This is a genomic window from Novosphingobium profundi, from assembly GCF_020524485.1.
In the GTDB taxonomy this organism is placed as follows: domain Bacteria; phylum Pseudomonadota; class Alphaproteobacteria; order Sphingomonadales; family Sphingomonadaceae; genus Novosphingobium; species Novosphingobium profundi_A.
The window spans coordinates 517,233-535,066 of record NZ_JAIVLF010000003.1 but is presented as its reverse complement, the minus strand read 5'-3'; the positions used below and the strand labels follow the sequence as shown (position 1 = coordinate 535,066).

Sequence of the window (17,834 nt, the reverse complement as noted above, 5' to 3'; positions counted from 1 at the left end):
GAGGGCCGGACAACCGGTCCAGTTCGATCTGAGCCCAAATTCGATCTGCGCAAGGACGGATCAACCAGGAGTGCATCCAAATGAGCGTCTCAACCCCTACCGACATCGCACAAGTCAAGGAACGCAACCGGGCGTTGATCCAGGAAGTCCTTGAAGTCTATCCGGCCAAAGCCGCCAAGCGCCGCGCCAAGCACCTCAACGTCTCTGAAGAGGGCAAGAGCGACTGCGGCGTCAAATCCAACATCAAGTCGATCCCCGGTGTCATGACCATCCGTGGCTGCGCCTATGCAGGCTCCAAGGGCGTGGTCTGGGGGCCGATCAAGGACATGATCCACATCAGCCACGGGCCGGTCGGCTGCGGCCAGTATTCCTGGGCCGCGCGGCGCAACTACTACATCGGCACGACCGGCATCGACACCTTCGTGACCATGCAGTTTACCTCCGACTTCCAGGAGAAGGACATCGTCTTTGGCGGCGACAAGAAGCTCGCCAAGATCATGGACGAGATCGAGATGCTGTTCCCGCTGAACAAGGGCATCACGGTCCAGTCCGAATGCCCGATCGGCCTTATCGGCGATGACATCGAGGCGGTCTCCAAGTCCAAGAGCAAGGAATACGGCGGCAAGACCATCGTGCCCGTGCGCTGCGAGGGCTTTCGCGGGGTCTCGCAGTCGCTCGGCCATCACATCGCCAACGATGCCGTGCGCGACTGGGTCTTCGACAAGGTGGGCGACAAGGAACCCAGCTTCGAGCCATCGCCCTATGACGTCGCGATCATCGGCGACTACAACATCGGCGGCGATGCGTGGTCGAGCCGTATCCTGCTGGAAGAAATGGGCCTTCGCGTCATCGCGCAGTGGTCGGGCGACGGCTCGATCGCCGAGCTTGAGGCCACGCCCAAGGCCAAGCTCAACGTCCTCCACTGCTACCGCTCAATGAACTACATCTCGCGCCACATGGAAGAGAAGTACGGCATTCCCTGGGTGGAATACAACTTCTTCGGGCCCTCCAAGATCGAGGAATCCCTGCGCAAGATCGCCAGCTACTTCGACGAGTCCATCCAGGAAAACGCCGAGAAGGTGATCGCCAGGTACCGCGCCCTGACCGATGCGGTCATTGCCAAGTACAAGCCGCGCCTCGAAGGCAAGACCGTCATGCTCTATGTCGGCGGCCTGCGTCCGCGCCACGTCATCGGCGCCTACGAGGACCTGGGCATGGAAGTGGTCGGCACCGGCTACGAGTTCGGCCACAACGACGACTACCAGCGCACCGCCCAGCACTACGTCAAGGACGGCACGCTGATCTACGACGATGTCACCGGCTACGAGTTCGAGAAGTTCGTCGACAAGATCCAGCCCGACCTCGTCGGCTCGGGCATCAAGGAGAAGTACGTCTTCCAGAAGATGGGCGTGCCCTTCCGCCAGATGCACAGCTGGGACTACTCGGGCCCCTACCACGGCTATGATGGCTTCGCGATCTTCGCGCGCGACATGGATATGGCGATCAACTCGCCGGTCTGGTCGATGGCGCCCACGCCCTGGAAGGCCGGCGAGAGCGACACCATGGCCATCGCGGCGGAATAACCGCGGCTTTTTCCAACCCCATCCAGTTCAAGGGAGGCACCCATGCCCCAGGACGCAGACCAGGTAAAAGACCACTTCGAGCTGTTCCGCGGTGACGAATACAAGGACATGCTCGCCAAGAAGCGGTCCGAGTTCGAGAACCCCCATCCCGACGCCGAGATCGCGCGCGTCAAGGAATGGGCCAAGACCGAGGAATACAAGGACCTCAACTTCTCGCGCGAGGCGCTGACGATCAACCCGGCCAAGGCCTGCCAGCCGCTGGGCGCCGTCTTCGCCGCGGTCGGTTTTGAATCGACGCTGCCCTTCGTGCACGGCTCGCAAGGGTGCGTGGCCTATTACCGCTCGCACTTCTCGCGCCACTTCAAGGAGCCGACCTCGTGCGTCTCCTCCTCGATGACCGAGGATGCGGCGGTCTTCGGCGGGCTCACCAACATGGTTGACGGGCTTGCCAACGCCTACAGCATGTACAAGCCCAAGATGATCGCAGTTTCGACCACCTGCATGGCCGAAGTGATCGGCGATGACCTCAACGCCTTCATCAAGACGGCGAAGGAAAAGGAATCCTTGCCCGAGGAATTCGACGTTCCCTTCGCGCACACCCCGGCCTTCGTGGGCAGCCACATCACCGGCTACGACAACGCCATGAAGGGCATCCTGGAGCACTTCTGGGACGGCAAGGCCAAGACCGCGCCCAAGTTGGAGCGTGTCCCCAACGGCTCGATCAATTTCCTCAATGGGTTCGATGGCTACGCGGTCGGAAACCTGCGCGAGGTGAAGCGCATCTTCGACATGATGCAGATCGAGTACACGATCCTGGGCGACCAGTCGGACGTGTGGGATACGCCGACGGATGGCACCTTCCGCATGTACGATGGCGGCACCACGCTGGAAGATGCAGCCAATGCCATCCATGCCAAGGGCACGATCTCGATGCAGGAATACTGCACCGAAAAGACGCTGCCCTTCATCGCCGCGCACGGGCAGGAAACCGCCGCCTTCAACCACCCCATCGGCATCGAGGCGACCGACAGCTTCGTGATGGAAGTGGCGCGCATGGCGGGCGTCCAGATCCCCGACGAACTGGCGAAGGAACGCGGCCGCCTGGTCGATGCCATCGCCGATTCCAACGCCCACATCCACGGCAAGAAGTTCGCGATCTATGGCGATCCGGACCTTGCCTATGGCCTCGCCAAGTTCGTGATGGAACTGGGCGGTGAGCCGGTGGTCGTGCTCTCCACCAACGGGGGCAAGGCCTGGGCGGCCAAGATGCAGGAACTGTTCGACAGCTCGCCCTTCGGGGCCAACTGCAAGGCCTATCCGGGCAAGGACCTGTGGCACATGCGCTCGCTCCTCTTCACCGAGGCGCCCGATTTCCTGATCGGCAACACCTACGGCAAGTACCTGGAGCGCGACACCGGGGTCCCGCTGATCCGCATCGGCTTCCCGATCTTCGATCGCCACCACAAGCACCGCTACCCGGTGTGGGGCTACCAGGGTGGTCTCAACGTCCTCGTCACGATCCTCGATAGGATCTTCGAGCACATGGACGCGACCACCAACGTGCCCAGCAAGACGGACTACAGCTACGACATCATCCGCTGAGGTCCCTTGGTCTCCCCGCCGCTGCGCCATGTCGCGGGGAGACCCCTTTTTCCCCATCCCCCACCCGCCGGAGTGCCTGCCATGACCAGCCTGAACCAGACGATCCAGGACGTGTTCAACGAGCCGGCCTGCGGGAAGAACCAGGCCAAGTCCGAGAAGGAGCGCAAGAAGGGTTGCACCAAGCAGCTCCAGCCCGGCGGGGCGGCGGGCGGCTGCGCGTTCGATGGCGCCAAGATCGCGCTCCAGCCGATCACCGATGTCGCCCATCTCGTTCACGGGCCCATCGCGTGCGAGGGCAATTCCTGGGACAACCGCGGCGCGGCGTCCTCGGGCTCCACGCTCTACCGCACCGGCTTTACCACCGACATGACCGAGAACGACATCGTCTTCGGCGGCGAGAAGCATCTCTTCAAGGCGATCCGCGAGATTGTCGAGAAGTACGCCCCGCCCGCCGTCTTCGTCTACGAGACCTGCGTGCCCGCGATGATCGGCGATGACATCGACACGGTCTGCAAGAAGGCCGTCGAGAAGTTCGGCACGCCCTGCATCCCCATTCACTCGCCCGGCTTCGTGGGCCCCAAGAACCTGGGCAACAAGCTGGCGGGCGAGGCGATGCTCAAGCACGTCATCGGCACGAAGGAGCCGGAATACACCACGCCCTACGACATCAACGTGATCGGCGAATACAACCTCTCGGGCGAGCTGTGGCAGATCAGGCCGCTGCTGGATGAGCTGGGCATCCGCATCCTCTCGTGCATCTCGGGCGATGCGCACTACGAGGAAGTGGCCTGGTCGCACCGCGCGAAGGCCGCGATGATGGTTTGCTCCAAGGCCATGATCAATGTCGCGAGGAAGATGGAGGAGCGCTATGGCATCCCCTTCTTCGAAGGCTCGTTTTACGGCATCGAGGACATGTCGGATACGCTGCGCGAGATGGCGCGGCTGCTGATCCAGCAAGGCGCCGATCCCGAGCTGATGGAACGTACCGAGGCGGTCATCGCGCGCGAGGAAGCGCGTGCCTGGGCCGCCATCGAACCCTACCGACAGCGCCTTTCGGGCAAGAAGGTGCTGCTGGTCACCGGCGGCGTGAAAAGCTGGTCGGTCGTCGCCGCGCTGCAGGAGGCCGGGCTTCGCATTGTGGGCACCTCGGTCAAGAAGTCCACGCGCGAGGACAAGGACAAGATCAAGAAGCTGATGGGCGATGAGGCCCACATGTTCGACAACCTCGCCCCGCGTGAGATGTACCGCAAGCTGAAGGAGGCCGAGGCCGATATCATGCTTTCGGGCGGGCGCTCGCAGTTCATCGCGCTCAAGGCCTCGATGCCCTGGATGGACATCAATCAGGAGCGCCACGTCGCCTTTGCCGGCTACCACGGCATGGTCGCGATGGTGGCCGAGATCGACCGCACGCTCGCAAACCCCGTCTGGCAGGAGGTGCGCCGGGCCGCCCCCTGGGACGAGGTCGAGGCGCCCCGGCAAGCCGGACGGGAGGCCGCATAGCCATGGCTGCCATCGTCAAGTCGAAGAAGGCCTGCACGGTCAACCCGCTCAAGATGAGCCAGCCTATCGGCGGCGCGCTCGCCTTCATGGGGATGCGCGGCGCGATGCCGCTGCTCCATGGTTCGCAAGGCTGCACCAGCTTCGGCCTTGTCCTCTTCGTGCGCCACTTCCGCGAGGCTATCCCGCTGCAGACCACCGCCATGTCCGAGGTGGCGACGGTCCTGGGCGGCTTCGAGAATGTCGAGCAGGCCGTGCTCAATATCGTGGAGAAGACCAGGCCCGAACTTATCGGCATCTGTTCGACCGGCGTTACCGAAGTGAAGGGCGATGACCTCAAGGGCTTCGTGCAACAGATCCGCGCGCGCCATCCCGAACTGGACGGTGTCGAGATCGTCCAGTGCGCGACCCCGGACTTTGCAGGCGCTTTCCAGGACGGCTGGGCCAAGGCGGTGACCGCGATGATCGAGGAGATGGTCGTCTCGCCCGAGCCTGCAATCCGCGATCCGCGCCGCATCAACGTGCTGCCGGGCTGCCACGTGACGCCGGGTGACATCGACGAGCTGCGCGCCCTGTTCGAGGACTTCGGCCTTGTCCCGACCTTCCTGCCGGACCTGTCGGGCTCGCTCGACGGGCATATTCCCGAGGACTTCACCCCCACGACGCTGGGCGGCACCGGACCCGAGGAGGTGCGCGCGATGGCGCTTGCGGGCTGGACCATCGCCATCGGTGAACAGATGCGCACCGCTGCCGAGGCGTTGGAAGCGCGCGCGGGTGTGCCGTTCCGGTTGTTTGAACGCCTCACCGGACTTGCGCCGTGCGACGAACTGATGGCCTTCCTGTCCCGGATCTCGGGTAAGCCGGTGCCGGTGCGCTACCGCCGCCAGCGCGGCCAGCTGGTCGATGCCATGCTCGATGCGCACTTCCACATCGGCGGGCGCAAACTCGCCATTGGGGCCGAACCGGACCTGCTCTTTGCGCTCGTTTCGGCGCTGGGCGAAGTGGGTGGGGAGGTCGCCTGCGCGGTTACCACCACGACCTCGCCGATCCTTGCGCAGACCCCGTGCGCGGAAGTCCTGCTGGGGGACCTGGAAGACCTGGAAGCCGGGGCGAACGGCGCGGACATCCTCATCACCCACAGCCATGGCCGGCAAGCGGCGGCGCGCCTGCACATTCCGCACTTTCGCATCGGAATTCCCATGTTCGACACACTGGGCGCCGCGCATCTCGTGACCGTGGGCTACCGCGGCACACGAGACCTGCTCTTCGCTGTCGGCAACATGTTGATGCACCATCACCAGAGCCACGCCCCCGGTCCCGAGGACTGGCGCGATGCCTGGCCCGAACCCCACGCTACCTCCCATCAAACCGCACAGGAGCTCGTGCCATGAAAGTCGCTTTCGCCACGCAGGACCTTGCGCGCATCGACGCGCACTTCGGCTGGGCCCGCAACATCGCGATCTACGACCTGACACCCGAAGGCTGGTCGCTCGACCGGGTCGAGGAATTCTCCGGTGAACTCAACGAGGACGGCAACGAGGACAAGCTCGAACCCAAGCTCAAGGCGCTCGAGGGCGTCGCCATTCTCGTCGTGGCCGCCATCGGCGGATCGGGTGCCGCGCGCGTCGTCGCGCAGAACATCCACCCCATGAAGGTGGCCGAGCCCGAGCCCATCGAAGGCATGCTCGCCAAGCTGCAGGAGGTCTTGAAGGGCACGCCTCCACCCTGGCTGCGCAAGGTCATGGCTAGGAGCGGCGAGCGCGTTGCCGACCTGGAAGACGATTTCGAGGAAGAGGAGGCCTGAGCGATGCCTGAAGACGTGATCGATCCGCCCGTTCTTGACGGTTTCGCCGCCGCCCTGGTGCGCCAGGTGCGCGCGCAGGACACGCACGGCCACTGGGAGAAGAAGGGGGATGCTGAACTGCTCGCGCCCTACATCCTCGACAAGGACGCGCGCCGCGCGATCCCGATCATCGGCGATCCCGACCCGGATACGCTCTGGCGTCTGGAACTCTACTATGGCGCGCTGTGCCTCGAGATCGAGCGGCGCACCCGCCGCATGGTCCAGCCGATGATGAAGATGAGCCACGAGGGCTTTGGCCGCATGGTCCTCATCGCCGGGCGTCTGGTCGTGGTGAACAAGTCGCTGCGCGATGTGCACCGCTTCGGTTTCGACAGCCTGGAAAAGCTCAACGCCGAGGCGGAGAAGCTGATCGTGCAGGCGAGCGACATGATCGGGAAGTTCCCCGAAGTCGCCGACTACTGAAAAGGAGCGCAGGGCCCATGTCCGATCTCGAAGCGATGAAGGCCGAGGTGAAGAAGCTCTCGGCGCGCGCGATGCAGGCCAAGATGGACCTGCACGACCTCTCCGAAGAGCTGCCCGTGGGGCTGGAGAACGTCATGGCGACGGCGACCCGCGTGTGCGAGAGCTACGCCGCGCTCGCCGCCAAGAAGGCCGAGATGAAGGCGCTGGAGAGCGCTTCGTGAGCGTCGCGGCCCTGACCCGCGGTGGACGCGCGTGGGTGCCCGAGTACCTGCTCTCGATCGACCCCGACCTGTGCATCGGTTGCGGGCGCTGTTTCAAGGTCTGCGGGCGCAATGTGATGACGCTGAAGGGCGTCAACGAGGACGGCGATGTGGTCGAACTCGATGAGGACGATGACGACGACGAGATCGAGAAGCGCGTCATGGCGATGAACGATGAAGACGCGTGCATCGGTTGCGGCGCCTGCGCGCGGGTATGCCCAACCAATTGCCAGACCCACGCCAAGGCGGCCTGAGAGCAAGCTGGCGTCACACCGCCCGGGAGAGGGTGCCGACAACAGGAGCAGGACCGGACAATCAGACCCGAAGGAGACACAGACGATGGGACGTGGCGAAGAGATCTATGCCGAACTGCTCTGGCAGGGCGCACGCTCGGACGTGCCGCCGGTGGACGTGCACCTGGCCGCCTCGATCCTGGCCTTGTCCTTCTTCGAGGCGGAACGCGACGGGTCGACACTGGCCGACGCGACAGGACTCGATGGCGAGGAACTGGCCGAGCTGTGCCGCATTGCCTTTCCCCACGTGACGCTGCCCGAGGCGGGGACGCCGGTCGTGGCAAGGGAGGAGCAGGCGCTGCGCGACATCCTATGGATGAACTGCGGCGCGGCTTCGGTCTTCGAACTGCTCCTCACCCGCCTGGTCGCACGGCGCTGCCAGCGGCCCAATCACCTGTGGCAGGATCTGGGTTTTGCCAGCCGGGATGAACTCTCGATGCTGATGCAGCTCCACTTCCCGCGTCTTGCCATGAAGAACGCGAACGACATGAAGTGGAAGAAGTTCTTCTACCGCATGATGTGCTCGTCCGAGGGCTTCCGGCTCTGCTCGGTGCCGGTCTGTGCCGAGTGCGACGATTTCGACGCCTGCTTCGGGCCCGAGGACGGCGAGGCGCTGCTCGCGCGTATCGCCAACGGCAAGATTGCGCCCCAGCAGATGGGGCACGCATGAGCGGGTGCGACATCGGACCCGCCCTCGCCAAGGGGGAGAGTGCGGAGATCGCGATCGATGCCATGGTCCGCCGCTTCTACGCGCTGTGCAACGAGGACGACCGGCTCGGCCCGATGTTCGCCGCGATGATCCCAGACTTTCCCGAGCACTATGGCTTCGTGCGCGATTTCTGGTCGCACGCGCTGTTGGGCACCGAGCGCTACCAGCGCGGTACGCCCTATAGCCATCACCTCAAGCTGACCGTCGAGGAGGAGGACTTCACGCGCTGGATGGCCGCTTTCGGCCAGGCGGTGGAGGAGTGCCTTCCCGATGCACTGGCGCGCGCGGCGATGCAGCGCGCCGCGCATATGACGCAGAGCTTCAAGATGGGCATGCTGCCGCTTCCCAAGCCTGTCGCCAAACCGGCAGGTGCCGCATGAGCGGGGGGACGCAGACGATGACCCTGCCGCCTTTCGCCATCTGCGCGGTTGCCGACATTCCCAACCGCCGTGCAGTGCCGTTCGTGCTGGCCCGGCGCGAGGAGGACGGGCGGGTCGGGCCCTGGCCGATCTTCGTCCTTCGCTGGGGGCGCAACGTGCGCGCCTTTGAAAACCGCTGCCCGCACCAGAACACCAACCTCGATTGGGAAGAGGGCGAGTTCCTCGACGGCGAGGGCACGCGCATCCAGTGCGGTAAGCACGGCGCGCTGTTTGATTTGGGCTCGGGGGAATGCGTGGCGGGGCCCTGCCTTGGCGAACGGCTCACCGCCATCGAGGTGGAGATCGATGCGGACGAGGACATCTGTCTGCGCGCACCGGGCCTTGTCGAGGACGACGATGTCGACAGCGGCGAGGGCCTCGAATAGCGCCGCTTGCCGCGCCTTAGAGCGTCATCGGCCGGGCCAGCATCCAGGGCGCGGTCGCAAAGGTGCCGGTAAGCCATTGCGGGAGGTCGAGCACGGTCGCGGCCTGCGCGTTCGTGTTGGTGGGCCGCTTTTGCGTGCCCAAAAGCGGCAGCACGGTCTTGAGGACCTTTGTGACGTTGATCCCCATGCCCATCGGGAAGTTCGGGTTGGTCGAATGCCAGGCACCCGGGACAAGGTAGTCGGCCTTGATGTCGGGGCGCGAATTGAGCGCGCCGAAGCTGTCGAACTGGCCCATCACGTCAAAGACCTTGCCGATGAACTCGCGCGGCATACCCACCTTGGCGCTGATCGTGACGATCTGCGTGCGCTTGGCTACAGGCCCCAGTTTTTCCTGCTTGCGCAGCGCGTAGAGCGCTTCGGAAAGGACGAGATTGCCTTTGGAATGGCCGACCAGCAACGGGATCGTGCAATGCGGGCTTTCCAGCAGTGCGATCAGCGTCGCGGTGTCCTTGGACAGCCGGAGGAAGCTGTCCGCCTCGATCGAGGTGAGCGAGGGTGAACGGTCCGAAAGCGTGCGCGCTGTGCGGTCGAGCCCTTCAAAAGCATGGCGCATCGAATTGAGCGCGCCGAACCAGAAGAAGCCGCCCAGCGCCTCGGTCAGGGCATCGGAGAGGCCGTAGCCCGACACGACCGCCGCCACCGGACCGCCCAGAGCCTCGGCAATGTCGCGCGCGAAGGCGGCCGAGCCGATGGCGGAACTGCCCACACCGGCGACCGCGAGCGCCCTGGCTTCGCCGCCGCCTGCATCAAGGAAGGCCTGAAGCTCGCTGAAGACCTGCACCTCGCCCTTGCCCGCGGGCGGTACGAGGAGCAGCGCGCCCTCGGGCGCATCCCAGGCCGCAAGCCTGGCGACGTCCTCGCTTTCCAGTCCTTCGATGTCGTAGAACAGCGCGTCAAGCGCGGCGTTGCGCCATTCCAGCCCCAGGAGCGAGGCGGTCATCGGCGCGCGCAGTGCCTTGGCGGGCGCGCTTTGCAGTTCGGCCTGCTCGGCCGTGACGAGATGGGACACCGTGGATGCCATCGCCTCTCTCCCTTGCGATTCGCCTGCGCAGGCTACCACGACCGGGGCCGGATGCGATAAGGGGGACACCGCATCCGGCCCGGCGGGCCCGCCCGGTCCGGTGCGGGCGTCAGACGGGGCGGTTCTCGTTGCGGTTGCGCACCGGCTCCATCGCGGCGACCCCGTCCTCGTAGGAGATCGCGGGGTAGTCCATCTTCGTGGCCGCCAGCTGGGCGAGCACGTATTCAAGCTTTTCGGGCCCGCTCATCTTCTTGACGTCGGTCTTTTCGACGCCCGCCAGTTCCAGCACTTCCTTCCACACCGTCGATTCGTCGAGGGGCAGGACCTTGGCGGTGGCGCCGCCCGGCAGGGCCACGCTGTAGGTCTTCAGGAAGTCGATGTTGTTGACGAAGAAGACATAGGTGCCCTCGGGCACGAGATAGTCGGCCAGCACTTCGCCTGCATCCTTGAGCCACGCGAAGTTGTGGAGGTAGCCGGCCAGCACCGGGATCTTTGCGCTCGTCGCATCGCCAACCGCGAGCACCTGTTCGAGCGAATAGGCGGGCGGGCGGGCTTCGTCTGCCACCTGGTCCTGAAAGGCGAGGGCAATGTCCCCGCGAAAGCCGAAGGTGCCGGGAGCAGGCATCGGTTCCTTGAGGACGGCGTTGTGGAGGCGGTGCTGCGCGGCAAGCGCGCCGAAGGGGGTATCGCTGATCACAGGGGCCGTAAGCGTCGACATGACTTCACTCCTTGAAAGGGGGCGCTCGCGTCATGCACGAAGCGGGCCGTTTGCCGTTTCGTGTGCGCGAAGGCGCGCGCCCGGGCGCCTTTGTGTGCAACGCAACACCGACGCTGTCCGAAATGTGACGAAACCGACAGGAATGGGCTCCTGAGGACGCGCGGGTGCGCGCGCCCATCCTGCAATTGCGGGCTTTTGCGCAACTGGCACGCGCCTTGCTGATGGTCCTTCGCAACATCTGCGAGGAGAAGCCTTGTGATCGTTCTCACCGACAGTGCCCAGGACGCCGTGCGCAGCGCCATAGCCAAGGCCGACAGCGCGCCAGCCGGCCTCAGGATCCAGGTCGAGGCCGGGGGATGCGCGGGCTACAAGTACATGATGGGGCTCGTCGCCGAGCCCGAGGCCGATGACGCCGTGGTCGAGAAGGAGGACCTCAAGGTCTTCATCGACCCCGCCAGCCAGCCGCTCCTTGCAGGCACCACCATCGACTTCGTCGTGGCGCTCGAGGGATCGGGCTTCACCTTCGAAAATCCGAACGCATCGAACAATTGCTCGTGCGGCAAGTCATTCGGCTGAGGGAGACCGGCACATGTGGGAATACAGCGAGAAGGTCAAAGACTACTTCTTCAACCCCAAGAACAGCGGGGTTCTGGAGGACGCGGACGGCGTGGGCGATGTCGGCGCGATCAGCTGCGGGGACGCGCTGCGCCTGATGATCAAGGTCGAACCGGTCAGCCAGGTCATCACCGAGGCCAAGTTCCAGACCTTCGGCTGCGGCTCGGCGATTGCCAGCTCCTCGGCGCTGACCGAGCTCATCATCGGCAAGACCATCGAGCAGGCGATGCAGATCTCCAACCAGGACATCGCCGATTTCCTCGGCGGCCTTCCGCCCGAAAAGATGCACTGCTCGGTCATGGGCTACGAGGCGCTGCAGGCGGCCGTCGCCAATTACCGCGGCGAGGAATGGGTCGATGACCACGAGGAAGGTGCGCTCATCTGCAAGTGCTTCGGCGTCGATGAAGGCATGATCGAGCGCACGATCCGCGCCAACACCCTGACCGCGGTCGAAGAGATTACCAACTTCACCAAGGCGGGCGGCTCGTGCGCGACCTGCGCCGAAGGCATCGAGGCCGTGCTCGAACGGGTCAACGCCGAGATGGTCGAGGAAGGCATCCTTTCCGCGCACGAAGCCTTCGTGCCCGGCGCCGTTCCGGTGCTCGCCAAGCCGAAGAAGGTTGTCGTCAAGGCGCCGGAAAGCAAGGCGCCGCTGACCACGCTCCAGAAGATCCGCCTGATCGAGGAGACCATCGAGGAAATCCGTCCCTCGCTCCAGCGCGATGGCGGGGACTGCGAACTCATCGATGTCGAGGGCAACCGCGTCATCGTCAAGCTGACGGGCGCGTGCGTGGGCTGCCACCTCTCCGGGGCGACCATCGAAGGCGTGCAGGCACGGCTGGTCGAAGCCGTTGGCGTGCCGCTCCTCGTCATTCCCGCCGCCCCTGTTCACTGAGCACATGAACCGACGCGAAGGAGCCCCCACCATGGCCAACGACCCGGTCTACCTCGACAACAACGCCACCACCCGCTGTGATCCGCGCGTGGTCGAGGCGATGATGCCCTACTTCTCGGAACAGTTCGGCAACGCCTCCTCGATGCACGCCTTCGGCTCGGAAGTGGGTGGGGCGCTCGCCAAGGCGCGAAAGCAGCTCCAGGATCTGCTCGGCGCTGAGTTCGACCACGAGATCGTCTATACCTCGGGCGGGACCGAGGCGGACAACATGGCGATCCTTTCCGCGCTTGAAACCCAGAAAGGGCGCGATGAGGTCATCACCTCGGCGGTCGAACATCCGGCCGTCCTCAGCCTTGTCGCGCATCTTGAAAAGACCGGGCAGGCCAAGGTCCACATCATCCCGGTCGATGCCAAGGGCCGTCTCGACATGGAGGCCTACCGCAAGGCGCTGGGTCCACGGACCGCCATTGTCTCGATCATGTGGGCCAACAACGAGACGGGCACGATCTTCCCCGTCGCCAAGCTGGCCGAGATGGCGCACGAGGCGGGCGCGCTGTTCCATACCGACGCGGTGCAGGCGGTCGGCAAGATCCCGATGAACCTGAAATCGACCGAGATCGACATGCTCTCGCTTTCCGGCCACAAGCTGCACGGGCCCAAGGGCGTGGGCGCGCTCTACGTGCGCAAGGGCGTGCGGCTTCGTCCGCTCGTGCGCGGCGGCCACCAGGAGCGGGGTCGGCGTGCCGGGACCGAGAATGCGCCGGGCATCATCGGCCTTGGCCGCGCGGCGCAGCTTGCGGGCGAGTACATGGCCGAGGAGCAGACCCGCGTCGCCGCGCTGCGCGACCGGCTGGAGGAGGGGCTGCTCGGTGCGATCAGCCATTCCTTTGCGACCGGCGATGTCGAAAACCGCCTGCCCAACACCGCCAATGTCGCCTTCGAGTACATCGAGGGCGAGGCGATCCTGCTCCTGATGAACCGCGAAGGCATTGCGGCAAGCTCGGGTTCGGCCTGCACGTCCGGCTCGCTCGAACCCAGCCACGTGCTGCGCGCGATGAACGTGCCCTACACCGCCGCCCATGGCGCGATCCGCTTCTCCTTCAGCCGCGAGAATACCCAGGCCGATGTCGATCGTGTGCTGGAGGTGATGCCCCAGATCATCGCGCGCCTGCGCGACATGAGCCCCTTCTGGCGCGAACGCGAGAAGGAAGGGGCCTTCAACCCGACCTACGCCTGATCTTGTCCATTCCCCCTTATTGGAGTTGACTGCCATGTCCGGTTTCCTGCCCAATTTCCCGCCTGTCGTCGTCAATGACAGCACCTTGCGCGATGGTGAGCAGTCTCCGGGCGTGGCCTTCAGCTTCGCCGAGAAGATGGCGATTGCCGCGGCTCTGGAAGCTGCGGGCGTCGACGAGATCGAGGCGGGCACCCCGGCCATGGGCATGGAGGACGAGGCCGCGATCCGGGCCATGGTGGAGCAGGCCAGGACAGCCCAGATCATCCCCTGGTGCCGCGCGACGCGCAGCGATGTGGACGCCGCCGCGCGCACCGGGGTGGAGCGCGTGCATCTTTCGGTCCCTGTCTCGGACCGCCAGATCCGCGCCAAGTTCGGCACCGGCCGCGCCGATGTGCTGGCGCGCATCGAAGAAGTCGTGGGCTACGCGCTCGACCGGGGGCTTCGCGTCTCCATCGGCGGCGAGGATGCCAGCCGGGCCGATCTTGATTTCCTGAAGCGCGTGGTCGTCGCCATCGAGGAGGCGGGCGGTCACCGCTTCCGCTACGCCGACACGCTGGGCGTGCTCGACCCGTTCGGCACCCACGAGATCTTCCGCGAGCTTGCGCGCGAGACCGACATCGAGCTCGAATTTCACGGCCACGATGACCTGGGCCTGGCCACGGCCAACACGCTGGCGGCCGTGCGGGGCGGCGCGAGCCACGTTTCGGTCTGCGTGCTGGGGCTGGGCGAACGGGCGGGCAACGCGCCGCTCGAAGAAGTGGTGACGGCGCTGGGCGAAACGCTCGGGCGTACCACGCGCATCGACTTTCTCCAGCTCGCGCGTCTTGCCGAAACGGTGGCGCTCGCCGCCGGGCGTCCGATCCCGGAGAACAAGCCCATCGTCGGCTCGATGGTCTTTACCCATGAAAGCGGCATCCACGTCTCGGGCCTCCTGCGCGATGCAGAGACCTACGAGGCGCTCGACCCGGCGCGTTTCGGGCGCGAGCGGCGGATCATGCTGGGGCGCCATTCGGGGCGAGCGGCGATCACCTCCAGCCTGCGCTCGATTGGCCTTGAGGCCGATCAGGAGCGGCTGGGGCGTATTCTGGCCGACGTGCGCGCCAAGGCGCTCGACACCAAGAAGGGCGTGGAACTCGCTGATCTGGCGCTGATCTATTGCCGTACCGGCATGGCTGAAAGGGCGCTGTGATGCCCGTCGCCACGCCCTTCGACACGCTTGGCGCACCGCCTGTAAGGGCTAGGCCCTCGCTCCTTGTCCTCCTGCGCGAGGACGTAGGGTGCGTGGCCGCGCGCGATCCGGCGGCGAACGGGGCGCTGGAAGTCCTGCTGACCTATCCGGGCGTCCACGCGATCATCTGGCACCGGCTCGCCCATGCGCTGTGGCAGATGGGCTTGCGTTTCCCGGCCCGGTTCCTGGGCTGGCTGGCGCGCCTCCTCACCAATGTCGACATCCACCCTGCCGCAACCATCGGCCGGCGCTTCTTTATCGATCACGGCGCGGGCGTCGTCATCGGTGAGACCGCCGAAATTGGCGACGATGTGACGCTCTACCACGGCGTCACGCTGGGCGGCACGAGCTGGGCGCCGGGCAAGCGCCACCCCACGCTGGAGGACGGCGTGCTGGTGGGCTGCGGTGCCAAGATCCTGGGCCCGATCACTGTGGGCAAGGGCGCGCGCGTGGGGGCGAACAGCGTGGTCGTCGATCCCGTTCCGCCCGCCATGACAGTCGTCGGCATTCCCGGGCGCGTGGTGCGCGGGGCCACCGAACGCCGCCGCGTGTCGGGCCGGATCGACCTTGACCATCATCTCATGCCCGATCCCGTGGGCGAGGCGGTGGCCGAGCTGCTCGACCGCATCGAGTTTCTGGAGGCGCGCCTTGCTCACAGGGACGCCCATAGAGAGGGGCGCGCGCCGGTCTGCCCCGATTTCGCTCTTCAGGAGGACAGCCATGAGCCTGCTTGACGAACTGCACCAACTCTCGAGCGCGGAGGACTTCTTCGAACTGCTCGGCGTCGATTACGACCCGCAGGTGGTCCAGGTCGCGCGGCTCCACATCCTGCGCCGCATGGGCCAGTACCTGCGCGGCAGCGAGGTCGAGGGCGCGCTGGAAAGTGCCGACGATACCGAGCTTTACGCGCTTTGCGGCGAGCACCTCGCGCAGGCCTATGCCGACTTCGTGGCCTCCTCGCCCATCGCGGAGCGTCTGTTCAAGGTCCACAAGGACGCGGTCGCGCCCAAACCCGAACCCAACCGGCCCTTCGTGCCGCTCGACGCCCTGACAGGAGGCTGAGACAATGCATATCGTGGTGTGCATCAAGCAGGTGCCCGACAGCGCGCAGATCCGTGTCCATCCGGTCACGAACACGATCATGCGCCAAGGCGTGCCGACGATCATCAACCCCTACGATCTCTTTGCGCTGGAAGAGGCGCTGCGCCTGAAGGACCGCCTCGGCGCGAGCGTCACGGCGCTGTGCATGGGCCCGCCCACGGCCTCGGAATCGCTGCGCAAGGCGCTGACTTTCGGGGCGGACCGCGCGGTACTCCTGACCGACCGCTACTTCGCGGGTTCCGACACGCTGGCGACGAGTTATGCGCTCTCGATGGCGCTGACGAAAATCGGCGAGGAATTCGGCACGCCCGAGATCGTCTTTACCGGCAAGCAGACCATCGACGGGGACACCGCGCAGGTCGGGCCGGGCATCGCCAGCCGCTTGAAGCTCAACCAGCTGACCTACATCTCGAAGATCGTCGCGACCGACCTTGAGGCCGGGCGCATCACCGTGGAGCGCCGCGCCGAGACAGGCACGCAGGTGCTGGCAACGAAGCTGCCCGTGCTCATCACCATGCTCGAGGCGACCAACGAGATGCGGCGCGGCACGATCGCGCAGGCACTGGAGGCCGCGCGCGCCGAGATCATCACCTGGAACGCGTCCGATGTTGGCATCGAGGACCTCACCAAGTGCGGCCTGCGTGGCTCGCCGACCATCGTGAAGAAGGTCTTTGCGCCCACCGCGCGCTCGGAAGCCGCCGCGATGATCGAGGCCGAAGGCACCATGGATGCGAAGGCGCGGGCCGTGGTCGATGCGATCTTCGCAAGGGCACCGGGCGTCGAGGACGACCTCACCGCCCAGGCCCTCCACCACTACGTCTGAGAAAAGGAGCCGGACCGATGGCCGATGCAGCAAAGCCCGCTCCCACCAAGGGAGGCCGTGCCAACACGAAGAAGGAACTGCCCGAGCACTTCAAGGCGTACAAGCACGTCTGGGTGGCGGTGGAGATCGAGCACGGGGCCGTCCATTCGGTCTCTTTCGAACTGCTGGGCGAAGGGCGCAAGCTGGCCGACAAGCGCGGCGTGGAGCTGGCCGCGGTTCTCATGGGCGATGACCGCGAGGCGCTGGGCAAGGCGGCGCAGGACTGCTTCGAATACGGCGCGGACTGTGTCTACATCGCCTGCGATCCGGCCCTGAAGCACTACCGCAACGAAACCTCGACGCAGGTCCTGACCGACATCGTCAACACCTACCAGCCCGAGATCCTGCTCCTGGGCGCGACCAACCTCGGCCGTGACCTGGCGGGTTCGGTGGCGACCACGCTCAAGACCGGCCTCACTGCGGATTCGACCGAGCTTGCCATCGACGAGGACGGCTCGCTTGCCGCGACCCGGCCCACCTTTGGCGGTTCGCTCCTGTGCACCATCTTCACGCTCAACTTCCGCCCGCAGATGGCGACCGTGCGCCCGCGCGTCATGGCCATGCCCGAGCGCGAGGAAGGGCGCAGCGGACGCATTGTCGAGTTTACGCCGAATATCGCCGAGGACGATGTCGTCACCAAGGTGCTCGACTTCATTGCCGATCGCGACAGCGACAAGGCCGCGCTGCCCTATGCGGATGTCGTCGTGGCCGGTGGCCTGGGCCTGGGCTCGGTCGAGAATTTCCAGCTGGTGAAGGACCTCGCCGCGGTGCTGGGCGCTGAATATGGCGGCTCGCGCCCGCTGGTGCAGAAGGGCTGGATCACCTCGGACCGCCAGATCGGCCAGACCGGCAAGACCATCCGGCCCCGCCTCTACATCGCGGCGGGCATCTCGGGCGCGATCCAGCACCGGGTCGGGGTGGAAGGCGCCGACCTGATCCTTGCCATCAACACCGACCCCAAGGCGCCGATCTTCGAGTTCGCGCACCTGGGTATCGTTGCCGACGCGGTCACGCTGCTGCCCGCATTGACCGAGGCCTTTGCGCGGCGCCTGCGCGTCACCCGGATGGCCAGCTAAGAAGGA

21 protein-coding genes are annotated in these 17,834 nt (G+C 65.5%); 19 read left to right on the top strand and 2 right to left on the bottom strand.

From position 1 onward, the window contains the following. The first annotated feature begins 80 nt into the window (after window positions 1-80). The 11 genes from nifD (at window position 81) to LC060_RS08690 (ending at window position 9,015) form a co-directional block, all read left to right on the top strand. Entirely contained in the window at window positions 81-1,583 is a 1,503-nt protein-coding gene (nifD, locus tag LC060_RS08740) for a nitrogenase molybdenum-iron protein alpha chain (RefSeq protein WP_226634585.1), read from the top strand. A 42-nt stretch (window positions 1,584-1,625) separates the two neighbouring features. Then, window positions 1,626-3,185 (top strand): nitrogenase molybdenum-iron protein subunit beta, encoded by a 1,560-nt coding sequence (nifK, locus tag LC060_RS08735; protein ID WP_226634583.1) that lies wholly within the window; start codon window positions 1,626-1,628, stop codon window positions 3,183-3,185. 81 nt (window positions 3,186-3,266) lie between these two features. Continuing rightward, window positions 3,267-4,685, top strand: coding sequence for a nitrogenase iron-molybdenum cofactor biosynthesis protein NifE (gene nifE, locus LC060_RS08730; protein WP_226634582.1), 1,419 nt, complete (start codon window positions 3,267-3,269; stop codon window positions 4,683-4,685). A 2-nt stretch (window positions 4,686-4,687) separates the two neighbouring features. Then, window positions 4,688-6,073 carry a nitrogenase iron-molybdenum cofactor biosynthesis protein NifN gene (nifN, locus tag LC060_RS08725; protein ID WP_226634580.1) on the top strand — a complete coding sequence of 462 codons (1,386 nt, stop codon included), beginning with the start codon at window positions 4,688-4,690 and terminating at the stop codon, window positions 6,071-6,073. Further along, window positions 6,070-6,486, top strand: a complete 417-nt coding sequence (gene nifX / locus LC060_RS08720; RefSeq protein ID WP_226634577.1) for a nitrogen fixation protein NifX — start codon at window positions 6,070-6,072, stop codon at window positions 6,484-6,486. The genes nifN and nifX overlap by 4 nt, the downstream gene beginning before the upstream one ends. Window positions 6,487-6,489: 3 nt before the next feature. Further along, window positions 6,490-6,948, top strand: a complete 459-nt coding sequence (locus tag LC060_RS08715) for a NifX-associated nitrogen fixation protein (RefSeq protein ID WP_226634576.1) — start codon at window positions 6,490-6,492, stop codon at window positions 6,946-6,948. Window positions 6,949-6,965: 17 nt separating this feature from the next. Continuing rightward, a complete protein-coding gene (locus tag LC060_RS08710; RefSeq protein WP_226634574.1) occupies window positions 6,966-7,169 on the top strand; it encodes a CCE_0567 family metalloprotein in 204 nt (67 codons plus the stop codon). Beyond that, entirely contained in the window at window positions 7,166-7,462 is a 297-nt protein-coding gene (gene fdxB, locus LC060_RS08705; protein WP_226634572.1) for a ferredoxin III, nif-specific, read from the top strand. Before LC060_RS08710 ends, fdxB begins: the two co-directional genes overlap by 4 nt. Window positions 7,463-7,547: 85 nt before the next feature. Beyond that, window positions 7,548-8,171, top strand: a complete 624-nt coding sequence (locus LC060_RS08700) for a nitrogen fixation protein NifQ (protein ID WP_226634570.1) — start codon at window positions 7,548-7,550, stop codon at window positions 8,169-8,171. Continuing rightward, window positions 8,168-8,590: a group III truncated hemoglobin gene (locus LC060_RS08695; protein WP_226634568.1), complete on the top strand. Its 423-nt coding sequence runs from the start codon at window positions 8,168-8,170 to the stop codon at window positions 8,588-8,590. Before LC060_RS08700 ends, LC060_RS08695 begins: the two co-directional genes overlap by 4 nt. 17 nt (window positions 8,591-8,607) lie before the next feature. Next, window positions 8,608-9,015: a Rieske (2Fe-2S) protein gene (locus LC060_RS08690; RefSeq protein ID WP_226634566.1), complete on the top strand. Its 408-nt coding sequence runs from the start codon at window positions 8,608-8,610 to the stop codon at window positions 9,013-9,015. A 16-nt stretch (window positions 9,016-9,031) separates the two neighbouring features. Here LC060_RS08690 and LC060_RS08685 read toward each other — a convergent pair whose 3' ends face one another. Then, entirely contained in the window at window positions 9,032-10,096 is a 1,065-nt protein-coding gene (locus tag LC060_RS08685; protein WP_226634564.1) for a hypothetical protein, read from the bottom strand. A gap of 109 nt (window positions 10,097-10,205) precedes the next feature. Then, the gene (locus LC060_RS08680) at window positions 10,206-10,814 is read right to left on the bottom strand and encodes a hypothetical protein (protein WP_226634562.1); all 609 of its coding nucleotides are present in this window, start codon (window positions 10,812-10,814) and stop codon (window positions 10,206-10,208) included. A gap of 255 nt (window positions 10,815-11,069) precedes the next feature. Between LC060_RS08680 and LC060_RS08675 the strand changes: the two genes are divergently transcribed. The 8 genes from LC060_RS08675 to LC060_RS08640 are packed head-to-tail and all read left to right on the top strand — an operon-like array spanning window position 11,070 to window position 17,828. Then, complete coding sequence (locus LC060_RS08675) at window positions 11,070-11,390, top strand: HesB/IscA family protein (RefSeq protein WP_226634560.1); 321 nt, start codon at window positions 11,070-11,072, stop codon at window positions 11,388-11,390. A 13-nt stretch (window positions 11,391-11,403) separates the two neighbouring features. Beyond that, window positions 11,404-12,324 carry a Fe-S cluster assembly protein NifU gene (gene nifU, locus LC060_RS08670; RefSeq protein WP_226634558.1) on the top strand — a complete coding sequence of 307 codons (921 nt, stop codon included), beginning with the start codon at window positions 11,404-11,406 and terminating at the stop codon, window positions 12,322-12,324. Window positions 12,325-12,355: 31 nt separating this feature from the next. Further along, a complete protein-coding gene (nifS, locus tag LC060_RS08665; RefSeq protein WP_264191789.1) occupies window positions 12,356-13,561 on the top strand; it encodes a cysteine desulfurase NifS in 1,206 nt (401 codons plus the stop codon). Between the two features lie 34 nt (window positions 13,562-13,595). Next, a complete protein-coding gene (gene nifV / locus LC060_RS08660; protein WP_226634547.1) occupies window positions 13,596-14,750 on the top strand; it encodes a homocitrate synthase in 1,155 nt (384 codons plus the stop codon). Further along, the gene (gene cysE / locus LC060_RS08655) at window positions 14,750-15,523 is read left to right on the top strand and encodes a serine O-acetyltransferase (RefSeq protein ID WP_226634545.1); all 774 of its coding nucleotides are present in this window, start codon (window positions 14,750-14,752) and stop codon (window positions 15,521-15,523) included. Before nifV ends, cysE begins: the two co-directional genes overlap by 1 nt. After that, window positions 15,510-15,851 (top strand): nitrogenase stabilizing/protective protein NifW, encoded by a 342-nt coding sequence (gene nifW, locus LC060_RS08650; RefSeq protein ID WP_039390871.1) that lies wholly within the window; start codon window positions 15,510-15,512, stop codon window positions 15,849-15,851. Before cysE ends, nifW begins: the two co-directional genes overlap by 14 nt. 4 nt (window positions 15,852-15,855) lie before the next feature. Beyond that, entirely contained in the window at window positions 15,856-16,713 is an 858-nt protein-coding gene (locus LC060_RS08645) for an electron transfer flavoprotein subunit beta/FixA family protein (protein WP_226634543.1), read from the top strand. Window positions 16,714-16,730: 17 nt separating this feature from the next. Next, window positions 16,731-17,828 (top strand): electron transfer flavoprotein subunit alpha/FixB family protein, encoded by a 1,098-nt coding sequence (locus tag LC060_RS08640; RefSeq protein WP_226634542.1) that lies wholly within the window; start codon window positions 16,731-16,733, stop codon window positions 17,826-17,828. Window positions 17,829-17,834 lie beyond the last annotated feature (6 nt).